Here is a 10,634-nt window from a genome sequence, read left to right on the forward strand (position 1 = left end):
GCGTGTGGCTCGTAACCCTACGGCCTGACCGGTACTCGCCGCCCGTTCGCCCGGGGCGGTGGCGCCGATTGCCTCCGGCGGCGAGGCCGACCGGCATCGGCGGCGAGGCGGTCTGTGACGGTGGGTCCTGTTACGTCATGCTCTGTTCATGATCGGCAAGTGGAGCACCAGGGCCGCCCGGGCCGTACGAAACGAGTCGGCGCCGGTGACGTACGGGCTGATCGCCGTCTGCTGTGCGATCTTCCTGATCGGGCCGGCGGCGGGCCTCAACCCCGTGTACGGCACCGGGGACGAACTGCTCGTCGCGCAGCGGGCGTACTTCCGCCGCTGGGGCGTCGTGCCCGTCGAACTCTTCCACGCCACCCCGCGCGCGGCGCTCACCCCCGTCACCGCGCTCTTCGTGCACGGCAGCTGGCTGCACCTCCTCGGCAACATGCTCTTCCTCTTCGTCTTCGGGGCGATGGCCGAGGAACGCATGGGTCATGTGGAGTTCGCCCTCTTCTACGTGGGCTGCGGCTATCTCGCGCTGGTGGCGTACGCGGCGGCGCACGCCGGGTCGCCGCAGTCGCTGGTCGGCGCGTCGGGGGCGATCTCCGCGGTCCTCGGCGCGTTTCTCTTCCTGTTCCCCAGGGCGCGGGTGACGAGCCTCCTGCCCTTCCTCTTCTTTCTTCCGCTGCGGTTTCCGGCGTGGGTGACCCTGCCGTTCTGGGTGAGCCTGCAGTGGCTGGCCGCGGGGCGGCAGACCTCGGGGCCGGGGGTGGCCTATCTGGCGCATCTGGTGGGGTTCGGACTGGGGTTCGTCTACGCGTGGGGGCGTTATGGGCGTAGGGCTAGAGTGAAACCGAATGCCTCAGCTCCGGCCCCCGAGGGAGAACACCAGCCGTGATCACCGCGATCGTGCTCATCAAGACCAGCGTGGACCGGATTCCGGAGATCGCGGAGTCCATCGCCGCGATCGAATCCGTGACCGAGGTGTTCTCCGTGACCGGTACGTACGATCTGGTCGCCATGGTCCGGGTGAAGGAGCACGAGAATCTGGCCGACGTGATTCCCGGGCAGATCAGCAAGATCCCGGGGGTTCTGGGGACGGATACGCACGTCGCGTTCCGGGCCTACTCCCAGCATGACCTCGAGACCGCGTTCTCCATCGGACTGGACGGCTGAGAGCCGCGAGGCTCCCCCGGGGCGAGGAGATCCTCGCCCCGCACTCGTCCTCAGGACGGACGGGTCAGACGGCCGGAACGCAACGACCGTCCTCCGTACGGTAGTTCCACTGCGCACCGTTGCGTACGAGGTCCCGCACCGCGCCCACGAACCGCTCCACGTGCTCGTCGGGGGTGCCCGCGCCGAAGCTCACCCGGATCGCGTTGAGTGACCGCTCGCCGGGCGCGGCCTCGGGGGCGCCGCACTCGCCCTGGGTCTGCGGGTCGCTGCCGAGGAGGGTACGGACCAGGGGGTGGGCGCAGAAGAGGCCGTCGCGTACGCCGATGCCGTACTCGGCGGAGAGCGCGGCGGCGAAGTGGGAGCTGTTCCAGCCCTCGACGACGAAGGAGAGGACGCCGACGCGCGGGGCGTCGTCCCCGAAGAGGGACAGGATCCGGACCTCGGGCACCTCGGCGAGCCCGGCCCGTACGGCGTCGATCAGATACCGCTCACGGGCGACCAGCGTGTCGAACCCGGCCTCGGTGAGGGCCTTGCAGGCGGAGGCGATGGAGTAGGCGCCGATGACGTTGGGCGAGCCGGCCTCGTGCCGGGCGGCGGTCTCGTGCCACTCGACGTCCACGCCGCCGTCCGTACGCCGGGTCACCTTGCGGGAGGCGCCGCCCCCGGCGAGGTACGGCTCGGCCGCGCCGAGCCAGTCGGCACGGCCGGCGAGGACGCCCGACCCGAAGGGCGCGTACAGCTTGTGCCCCGAGAAGACGACCCAGTCCACGTCCAACTCCTGTACGGAGACGGGGTGGTGGGGTGCGAGCTGGGCCGCGTCGAGCACGATCCGCGCGCCGTGCGCATGCGCGGCGTCGGCCAGCTCGCGCACCGGCCAGATCTCCCCGGTGACGTTGGAGGCACCGGTGACGCACACCAGCGCCGGGCCGTACGGGTCGCGGCCGGCGAGCGCGGCGTCCAGGGTGGCCACGGCCTCCTGCGGCGTACGCGGCGCGTCCAGGTAGGTCACCCGCGCGTTCCGCCAGGGCAGCAGCGAGGCGTGGTGCTCGGTCTCGAAGACGAAGACCTGGCAGTCGGCGGGGAGGGCCCGGGCCAGGAGGTTCAGGGAGTCCGTCGTCGAGCGGGTGAAGATCAGCTGGTCGTCGGCCCGGCAGTCGAGGAACTCCGCGACGGTCCTGCGGGCGTTCTCGAAGAGGTCGGTCGACAGCTGGGAGAGGTAGCCGGCGCCGCGGTGGACACTGCCGTAGTAGGGCGCGTACGCCGCCACGTCGTCCCACACCCGCTGCAGGGCCGGGGCGCTGGCCGCGTAGTCGAGCGCGGCGTAGGTGACCTCGCCACCGGTGACGAGCGGGACGGTGACATCCCGGCCCAGAACGGGCAGCGGGGCACAAACGGACCGGTCGGCGGCAAGGGTGGAGACAGACATGGCGGAACTCCCGTGAAAGCAGGCGGCATCACCGTGCCGGACAGCATGTCGACGGCACAGGAAAGGTGAAGGGGAAATGCGGAAGCGGGGCTCTGCGGCCCTATCGCATTCGCTTGCTCACGGAAGGCTCCCTCGAACGACCAGGACCCCTGGTTTCGCGAGGGGTCCGCGCTTGCCGTAGACCTCTCTGCCTACGACCTGGTCTTCACCCGGGGCACCCCGCCACGGACGGAGGGTTGCCGGACAGTCGGCCGGGGCCTTGTGACTGTCACTCATGACCTGCCGAAAAACGTACGCGAAGTGATCGTCGCGCCGCAACTTCTGTCCGGATGGCGGGATGGGGGCGCCTAATGGCTCGGGGGTGCGGGTGCATTGGCGGGTGCGGGTGGTGGGTGGTTGCTCACGCAGTTCCCCGCGCCCCTGAAAAAGCGGGGAACTGCGCGACCAGCCCTCACCGGACCCGCACCCGAAGAACACACCTCGGGGTCGAAGGGGCGAAGCCCCTGGGGGATGGGACGGGTAGGGGCGGCGGGGGCGCTACACCTTGGTGGCCGCGACCCAGCGCTCGAGAACCCGCCGAGCCGCCCCCGAGTCGATCGACTCCGAGGCCCGCTCCATCCCGGCCCTCAACTGCTCCGCCAGCGACGCGGACGTCGGCTCCAGGGCCACCAACGCCGCCGCCGAGTTCAGCAGCACCGCGTCCCGAACCGGCCCCGTCTCCCCACCCAGCAACCGCCGCGCGACATCCGCGTTGTACGACGCGTCAGCCCCCCGCAGCGCCTCCACCGGCACCAGCTCCAGCCCCACGTCACGCGGATCGAAGGCCTCCTCGGTGACCTTGCCGTCCCGGACGACCCACACCCGCGAGGTGGCCGTCGTCGTCAACTCGTCGAGCCCGTCGTCACCCCGGAAGACCAGCGACGAGTTGCCGCGCTCGGCGAAGACGCCCGCCATGATGGGCGCCATCCGCGGATCGGCGACGCCGACCGCCTGGGCGCGCACCTTCGCCGGATTGGCCAGCGGCCCGAGCGCGTTGAAGACGGTCCGGATACCCAACTGCCCGCGCGCGGCGGCCACATGACGCAGCGCCGGATGGAACTTCACCGCGAAGCAGAAGGTGATCCCGGCCTCCTCGGCGACCTCGGCCACCCGCTTCGGCGTCAGCTCCAGATTGACGCCCAGTTTCTCCAGCACGTCGGACGCACCGGACGCCGACGACGCGGCCCGGTTGCCGTGCTTGACGACCTTCGCGCCCGTACCGGCGACGACGATCGACGACATCGTGGAGATGTTGACCGTCTTGGCGCCGTCCCCGCCCGTACCGACGATGTCGACGGTCTTCCCGGACACCTCGATCACGTTGGCGTGCTCGTACAGCGCCTCGACGAGACCGGTGATCTCCTCGACGGTCTCCCCCTTGGCCCGCAGCGCCACCACGAACCCGGCGATCTGCGCGTCCGTCGCCTCGCCGCGCATGATCTGGTCCATCGCCCAGAAGGTGGCGCCGGCGTCCTGGTCGTGCCCGGACAGCAGCGCGTTCAGCACCGCGGGCCAGGAACGGCCCGCCGCGGTGTCGCCTCCAGCGGGGGTCACAGCGCTCATAGCCGCTCCTGGGTGTCATGGCCGCGAGCAGGGGGTGCCACGCGGACCGTGAAATCACTGATGCGCCCACCCTATCCAGGTCGGAGCACGGCGAAGGGCCCCCGTCCGAAGATCGGACGGGGGCCCTTCGACCGCGGTGTGGCGAAGCGAAGCGATCAGTGGTGGCCGTGGCCGCTCGTGATCTCCTTGTACTCCTCGACGGTCGGCTTGGCGATCTGGCTGTCCTCGCCGTAGTAGCCCTTGCTCAGCTTGGCGCGGAGCTTCTGCCGCCGCGTGATCTTGCGGGCGACACCGTTCTCGTCGACCGCGGGACCGATCTCGGCCGGCGCGTACTGCTCGTGCGCCGTGAGCGTGTGCAGCTGCTCCTGGCTGAGCGGCTCGTGGACCTCGATGAACTCACCGTGCGGCAGGCGCTTGATGATGCCGGTCTCGCGACCGTGCAGGATCTTGTCCCTGTCCCGGCGCTGCAGGCCGAGGCAGATGCGCTTGGTGACGATGAACGCGAGGACCGGGGCCACGAAGAACGCGATCCGGACGAACCAGGTGATGGCGTTGATCGACAGGTGGAAGTGGGTCGCCCAGAGGTCGTTTCCACCACCGATCAGCAGGACCATGTACCAGGTGATCCACGCGACGCCGAAGGCCGTACGGGTCGGGGCGTTGCGCGGGCGGTCCAGGATGTGGTGCTCGCGCTTGTCGCCGGTGACCCAGGACTCGATGAACGGGTAGACCGCGATCGCGACCAGGACCAGCGGGAAGATCACCAGCGGGATGAACACGCCCAGGACGAGCGTGTGACCCCAGAAGTTGATCTCCCAGCCCGGCATGACACGGATCAGACCCTCGGAGAAGCCCATGTACCAGTCGGGCTGGGCGCCGGTCGACACCTGGTCCGGCCGGTAGGGGCCCATGGTCCAGATCGGGTTGATCGTGGCGATCGCCGAGATGATCGCGATGACACCGAAGACCAGGAAGAAGAAGCCGCCGGCCTTCGCCATGTACACCGGGAGCAGAGGCATGCCGACGACGTTGTTGTTCGTCTTGCCGGGGCCCGCGTACTGCGTGTGCTTGTGGTAGAAGACCAGGATCAGGTGCGCCACCACCAGGCCGAGCATGATGCCCGGCAGCAGCAGGACGTGGACCGAGTAGAAGCGGGCCACGAAGTCGCCGCCCGGGAACTCTCCGCCGAAGAGGAAGAACGACAGGTACGTGCCGACGATCGGCACGGACAGGACCGCGCCTTCCATGAAGCGGACACCGGTGCCGGAGAGCAGGTCGTCCGGGAGCGAGTAACCGGTGAAGCCGGTGAACATGCCGAGGACGAACAGCAGGAAGCCGAACAGCCAGTTGACCTCACGCGGCTTGCGGAACGCGCCGGTGAAGAACACGCGCATCATGTGCACGAACATGCCGGCGAGGAAGACCAACGCGGCCCAGTGGTGGATCTGCCGGATCAGCAGACCACCGCGCACCTCGAACGAGATGTGCATGGTCGAGTTGAACGCCTCGGACATCAGCTGACCCTGCAGCGGGACGTAGCTGCCGTGGTACTCCACCTCGTTCATCGACGGGTGGAAGAACAACGTCAGGTACACACCCGTGAGGATGATGATGATGAAGCTGTACAGGCAGATCTCGCCCAGCATGAACGACCAGTGGTCGGGGAAGATCTTGCGCATGTTGGCCTTGGCCAGGGAGTAGATCCCGAGCCGGCCGTCGGCCCAGTCGGCGACGCGCTCGCCGGCCGGTGCCTTCTCGCGCTTGTCGCGCGCGTCGGTGGTGGTTGCAGTACTCATCCGCGCTCCCAGAAGGCAGGACCGACGGGCTCTTCGAAGTCGCTGACCGCTTCGAGGTAGCCGTCTTCACCGACGGTGATCCTCAGCTGCGGAAGGGCGTGACCCGCGGGGCCGAAGATGACCCGGCCGCCGTCGGCGAGGTCGAAGGTGGACTGGTGGCAGGGGCAGAGCACGTGGTGCGTCTGCTGCTCGTACAGGGAGATCGGGCAACCCACGTGGGTGCAGATCTTCGAGAACGCCACGATGCCCTCGTGCGACCACTCCAGCTCGCGCTTGTCCTTGATGTCGTCCGGCTGGATCCGGACGATCATCAGGGCGTCCTTGGCGATGTTCTTCTGGAAGTCGTGGTCGTGCTCGTCCAGGCCGTCCGGCATGGCGAAGGTCAGCGACCCGACCGCGACGTCCGAGGGACGCAGCGGCTCGTTGGTGTTCATGTTGACGAGCTTCTTGCCCTTGGCCCAGGTGGTGTGCCGCAGCTTGGTGCCGGGCGCCGGACCGAGGCCGCCCAGCAGCATGACACCGGAGAGCGGGAACAGGGCCAGCGCACCGAACATCGTGTTGCGGATCAGCTTGCGACGGCCGAGCGCGGACTCCTTGGCGCCCTCCTTGAAGTCGGCCAGCACCTTGGCCTTGACCTCGGGCGAGGCCTCGATCGCGTGGCGCTCGTCGGCGACCTCCACGTCCGACATCAGCGTGCGGGCCCAGTGGACCGCGCCCGCGCCGATGCAGAACAGCGACAGGCCCAAGGTCATGCCCAGCGCGAAGTTCAGCGCGCTGATGTGACCGATCGGCCAGACGTAGATCGACTTGTCCACGTCGATCACCAGGTACGAGGCGATGAAGGCGACGGTGGCCAGCATCGACACCGTGAACAGCAGGGCGACCGTGCGCTCGGACCGCTTCGCGGCCCGCTCGTCGATGTCCTGGACACGGTGCTGGTGGGGCGGGAGGCCGGGGTCCGCGAAGGGGTTCTTCTCGTCCGCGACCGCGACCGCGCCGTGTTCTTGCTCGTGTCCTGCCGACTGCTTGGTGGGCAGGTTCTCTTCTGGAATCTCTTGGCTACTCATGACTTCTTGGCCTTTGCGGTCCGAGCGGCGACCCAGACGGCGACGGCGATCAGCGCGCCGAGCCCGAACACCCAGCCGAAGAGGCCTTCGCTGACCGGGCCGAGCCCGCCGAGGCTGAGGCCACCGGGCTCCACGGTGTCGTCGCTGTTGACCGCTTCGAGGTACGCGATGATGTCCTTCTTGTTCTCCTCCGACAGCGTGGTGTCGGGGAAGGACGGCATGTTCTGCGGGCCGGTCTCCATGGCCTCGTAGATGTGCTTCGGGTCGACACCCTCAAGAGACGGTGCGTACTTGCCCTCGGACAGCGCACCACCCTTGCCGGTGAAGTTGTGGCACTGAGCGCAGTTGGTCCGGAAGAGCTCACCGCCCTCGGCGATGTCCGCGCCCTCGGGGTTGTACTCGTTCTCGGTCGGGACCTCCGGGCCCGCGCCCAGGGAAGCGACGTACGCCGCGAGCTGGTCGATCTCGGCCTGCGAGTAGACGACCGGCTTCTTCGGGACCTGCGCGCCCGGCTGCTGGGCCGGCATACGGCCGGTGCCGACCTGGAAGTCGACGGCTGCCGCACCCACACCCACCAGAGGCGGACCGTCGGTGGTGCCCTGACCGCCGGTGCCGTGGCAGCTTGCGCAGCCTACGGCGTAGAGCTTCTTGCCCTCCTCGATGGTGAGGGTCTGAGCGGTCTCATCGGCCACGGCCCGGGGCGCGGGCGCGAAGGCGGTGTACAGCCCCCCGGTGGCCGCCAGCGCGATGAGTAGGACGACGAGCGCCGCCAGCGGATGGCGTCGTCGTGCGGAGAGCTTTTTCACGGATTACCCCGGTGTCAGGATCTTCTGCGTCGGTGCTTCTGGAAGGGTCGTTCTCGGTGCGAGGCAGGCGTACGGTCCGCCCGGCCCGGTCGCCCGATCTACTTGATCATGTAGATCGTGGCGAAGAGGCCGATCCAGACGACATCGACGAAGTGCCAGTAGTAGGACACGACGATGGCCGCGGTCGCCTGCTCGTGGGTGAACCTCTTGGCCGCGTAGGTGCGTCCGAGGACCAGCAGGAAGGCGATGAGACCGCCCGTCACGTGCAGGCCGTGGAAGCCGGTGGTCAGGTAGAAGACCGAGCCGTACGGGTCGGACGAGAGCGACAGGCCCTCGTGCTTGACCAGCTCGGTGTACTCGAAGACCTGACCGCCGATGAAGATCGCACCCATCACGAACGTGACGATGAACCACATCCGGAGCTTCTTCACGTCCCCGCGCTCGGCGGCGAACACGCCGAGCTGGCAGGTGAGCGAGGAGAGCACCAGGATCGTGGTGTTGGTCGCCGAGAACGGGAAGTTCAGGGTGTCGGCCTTCTCCGCCCAGAACTCGGGGCCGGTCACCGATCGCAGGGTGAAGTACATCGCGAAGAGGGCCGCGAAGAACATCAGCTCGGAACTCAACCAGATGATGGTTCCGACGCTGGTGAGGTTCGGCCGGTTGACCGACGGGTGCGCGTGCCCGGTTTCTACTGTCGTTGCTGTCGCCACGACCGACATTATGTCGGTCGCTTATCCCGCCCTCACCCCGGGGGGTGCCGTTCGGAGTGTTGCTCCCTTCCGTACCGGTGCTGACGTGGTGTTCGAGGGAGTAGCATCCGCGCATCGGGCCCTGTCCGTCTTGTTGTCCGTACGACGTCTGATCTTCTGCGTACCGGAGGAACAATGCAGCCGACCGCCACGGTGCTGGTCTACAGCGACGACTCCAACACCCGGGAGCAGGTGCGGTTGGCCTCCGGCCGACGACCGGCTACCGATGTACCGCCGGTCGAGTTCCTGGAGTGCGCCACTCCGGCCGCCGTGATCAAGGAGCTGGACAAGGGCGGGATCGATGTCTGCGTCTTCGATGGTGAGGCCGTGCCCATGGGGGGCATGGGGCTGTGCCGGCAGATCAAGGACGAGATCTTCGAGTGCCCGCCGGTGCTGGTGCTGATCGGGCGGCCGCAGGACGCGTGGCTGGCCACGTGGAGCCGGGCCGACGCGGCCGTGACCCTGCCGGTGGAGCCGGTGGAGTTCGCGTCGGCGTTGGCTTCCTTGCTCCGTAACAAGCAGGCACTGAGCGCCTGAGAGCACGGGGTGTCCTGACGGACGGCGGGTGCGGGTTGATTGTGGCTGATCGCGCCCACGCGGCGGAGCCGCCGATGTCACCGCCCCGCGCCCCTTCGGGGCGCCCCCTCACACCGACTCCGGCCTCAAGCGGGCCTGGACCTGGGGGCCGGGTACCTCGTTGGTGCCGCCGACCAGGGCGCTGCCCTCGCGCCACTTCGTCCAGTCGAGGTTCCAGTCGCCGTAGCCGTTGCCGAAGGGGGCCATGGTGTCGCCGGCCGAGTTGACGACCTCGACGATGTCGCCCTCGTTGATGGTGTCGTAGAACCACTGGGCGTTGCCCGAGCTCATTCCGGTGCAGCCGTGGCTGACGTTGGCGTAACCCTGGGAGCCGGTGGACCAGGGGGCGGCGTGGACGTACTCGCCGCTGTTGGTGACCCTGACGGAGTGGTGGACGGTCAGGTCGTAGAAGTCCGACGCACCTATGCTGGCGCTGGTCATGCGAACGGTACCTTCCTTGGCCAGTACCACTTTGACGCCGTTGCGGGTGTCGTAGCCGGGCCTGCCCGTGGTGACCGGGATCTGCTTGATGACCTGGTCGTTCTTGTAGACGGTCATCTGGTGCGACGAGGCGTCCGTGACGGCGACTATCTTGGCGCCGGTGGTCAGCTCGATGGGCTCGGCCTTTCCGCCCCAGAGCCGGTCGCCTATCTTGATGCCCTCCAGGTTGCTGTGCACCCGGATGGTGGCGTCGGCGGGCCAGTACTCCTTGGGGCGGTAGTGGAGCTTCCTGTCGTCCACCCAGTGCCAGGCGCCTTCCGCGGCGGGGGTGGAGTCCACCTTCAGGGCGCGTTCGACGACGGACCGGGCGGCCTTGTCCTTCACGGGTCTGCTGAGTTCGGCGGTGACCGGCTGGCCGACGCCGTACCTGCCCTCCTCGGGGCCGAAGGTGACGCCGAGGCGCTTCTTGGTGAGGGGGCGGCCGGTGTCGAAGGCGTGGGTCTCGCGGCCGGGGGCGCCGTCCTCGTCCTCGGTGCTCACCCGGACCGTGTAGCGGGCGTTGGCGGCCAGCGGCGAGGTGGAGTGCCAGTGACCGCCGTCGGCGGAGAGTTCGCCCGCCACATACCGTCCTGCGGCGTCCATGGCGGTGACGTCGGTGATCCGGCTGTCGTCCTCGGCGGAGACTTCCAGCGGCTTGTCGGGGTCGGCCTTCTCGTCTCCCCCGGTGGGGGTGTTGAAGGAGATCTGGTCGGACGCGTCGTAGGGCTTGCCCGAGAGCGGGTGGCCACCGGAACCGCAGGCGGTGACGCCCGCTCCCAGGGAGACCACCAGCAGGACGCAGCTGACGACCGTGCGGTTACGGGGTGATGTGCTCATGGGTTCAACCTAGGAACGCCCGTCGGGCGGGGCGCGCCGGGTGACCCGACCGAGCTACGTACGGCGTGGCAAACGGGGGAAGCCCGGACCTCCTGTCGGAGTGTCCGGGCTTCCGTGCGCGCTGTGCGTGC

General features: G+C 68.5%; 10 protein-coding genes and 1 riboswitch. Of the genes, 3 read left to right on the top strand and 7 right to left on the bottom strand.

Annotation, left to right across the window (positions count from 1 at the left end; all coding sequences use genetic code 11):
• The first annotated feature begins 148 nt into the window (after positions 1-148).
• Positions 149-886, top strand: a complete 738-nt coding sequence (locus OG272_RS12935; protein WP_405893335.1) for a rhomboid family intramembrane serine protease — start codon at positions 149-151, stop codon at positions 884-886.
• Positions 883-1,164, top strand: coding sequence for an Lrp/AsnC ligand binding domain-containing protein (locus OG272_RS12940; protein ID WP_326583389.1), 282 nt, complete (start codon positions 883-885; stop codon positions 1,162-1,164). The genes OG272_RS12935 and OG272_RS12940 overlap by 4 nt, the downstream gene beginning before the upstream one ends.
• 64 nt (positions 1,165-1,228) lie before the next feature.
• Here the strand turns inward: OG272_RS12940 and OG272_RS12945 are convergent, their stop codons facing one another.
• The 6 genes from OG272_RS12945 to OG272_RS12970 form a co-directional block, all read right to left on the bottom strand.
• Positions 1,229-2,590 (bottom strand): aminotransferase class V-fold PLP-dependent enzyme, encoded by a 1,362-nt coding sequence (locus OG272_RS12945; protein WP_327730132.1) that lies wholly within the window; start codon positions 2,588-2,590, stop codon positions 1,229-1,231.
• A 163-nt stretch (positions 2,591-2,753) separates the two neighbouring features.
• A riboswitch (SAM riboswitch) is annotated at positions 2,754-2,870 on the bottom strand.
• Positions 2,871-3,127: 257 nt separating this feature from the next.
• Complete coding sequence (gene trpD / locus OG272_RS12950; protein ID WP_405893338.1) at positions 3,128-4,192, bottom strand: anthranilate phosphoribosyltransferase; 1,065 nt, start codon at positions 4,190-4,192, stop codon at positions 3,128-3,130.
• A gap of 155 nt (positions 4,193-4,347) precedes the next feature.
• Positions 4,348-5,988 carry a cytochrome bc complex cytochrome b subunit gene (locus tag OG272_RS12955; RefSeq protein WP_326583386.1) on the bottom strand — a complete coding sequence of 547 codons (1,641 nt, stop codon included), beginning with the start codon at positions 5,986-5,988 and terminating at the stop codon, positions 4,348-4,350.
• The gene (locus OG272_RS12960; RefSeq protein WP_326583385.1) at positions 5,985-7,055 is read right to left on the bottom strand and encodes a Rieske 2Fe-2S domain-containing protein; all 1,071 of its coding nucleotides are present in this window, start codon (positions 7,053-7,055) and stop codon (positions 5,985-5,987) included. Before OG272_RS12960 ends, OG272_RS12955 begins: the two co-directional genes overlap by 4 nt.
• Positions 7,052-7,861, bottom strand: coding sequence for a c-type cytochrome (locus OG272_RS12965; protein WP_326583384.1), 810 nt, complete (start codon positions 7,859-7,861; stop codon positions 7,052-7,054). The genes OG272_RS12960 and OG272_RS12965 overlap by 4 nt, the downstream gene beginning before the upstream one ends.
• A 98-nt stretch (positions 7,862-7,959) precedes the next feature.
• Positions 7,960-8,580: a heme-copper oxidase subunit III gene (locus OG272_RS12970; protein WP_257546342.1), complete on the bottom strand. Its 621-nt coding sequence runs from the start codon at positions 8,578-8,580 to the stop codon at positions 7,960-7,962.
• 165 nt (positions 8,581-8,745) lie between these two features.
• Between OG272_RS12970 and OG272_RS12975 the strand changes: the two genes are divergently transcribed.
• A complete protein-coding gene (locus OG272_RS12975) occupies positions 8,746-9,147 on the top strand; it encodes a hypothetical protein (RefSeq protein WP_327730131.1) in 402 nt (133 codons plus the stop codon).
• A 108-nt stretch (positions 9,148-9,255) separates the two neighbouring features.
• On the opposite strand, the gene OG272_RS12980 is transcribed toward OG272_RS12975, so the two are convergent.
• A complete protein-coding gene (locus OG272_RS12980; protein WP_405893342.1) occupies positions 9,256-10,503 on the bottom strand; it encodes an Ig-like domain-containing protein in 1,248 nt (415 codons plus the stop codon).
• Positions 10,504-10,634 lie beyond the last annotated feature (131 nt).

It is taken from the genome of Streptomyces sp. NBC_00104 (assembly GCF_045160825.1).
Taxonomy (GTDB): Bacteria; Actinomycetota; Actinomycetes; order Streptomycetales; family Streptomycetaceae; genus Streptomyces.

Bases quoted from the DNA above. Each gene is read 5' to 3' on its own strand.
- OG272_RS12970 (WP_257546342.1), bottom strand. From the start codon at position 8,580: ATGTCGGTCGTGGCGACAGCAACGACAGTAGAAACCGGGCACGCGCAC.
- OG272_RS12955 (WP_326583386.1), bottom strand. From the start codon at position 5,988: ATGAGTACTGCAACCACCACCGACGCGCGCGACAAGCGCGAGAAGGCA.
- trpD (WP_405893338.1), bottom strand. From the start codon at position 4,192: ATGAGCGCTGTGACCCCCGCTGGAGGCGACACCGCGGCGGGCCGTTCC.
- OG272_RS12980 (WP_405893342.1), bottom strand. From the start codon at position 10,503: ATGAGCACATCACCCCGTAACCGCACGGTCGTCAGCTGCGTCCTGCTG.
- OG272_RS12935 (WP_405893335.1), top strand. From the start codon at position 149: ATGATCGGCAAGTGGAGCACCAGGGCCGCCCGGGCCGTACGAAACGAG.
- OG272_RS12975 (WP_327730131.1), top strand. From the start codon at position 8,746: ATGCAGCCGACCGCCACGGTGCTGGTCTACAGCGACGACTCCAACACC.
- OG272_RS12945 (WP_327730132.1), bottom strand. From the start codon at position 2,590: ATGTCTGTCTCCACCCTTGCCGCCGACCGGTCCGTTTGTGCCCCGCTG.
- OG272_RS12960 (WP_326583385.1), bottom strand. From the start codon at position 7,055: ATGAGTAGCCAAGAGATTCCAGAAGAGAACCTGCCCACCAAGCAGTCG.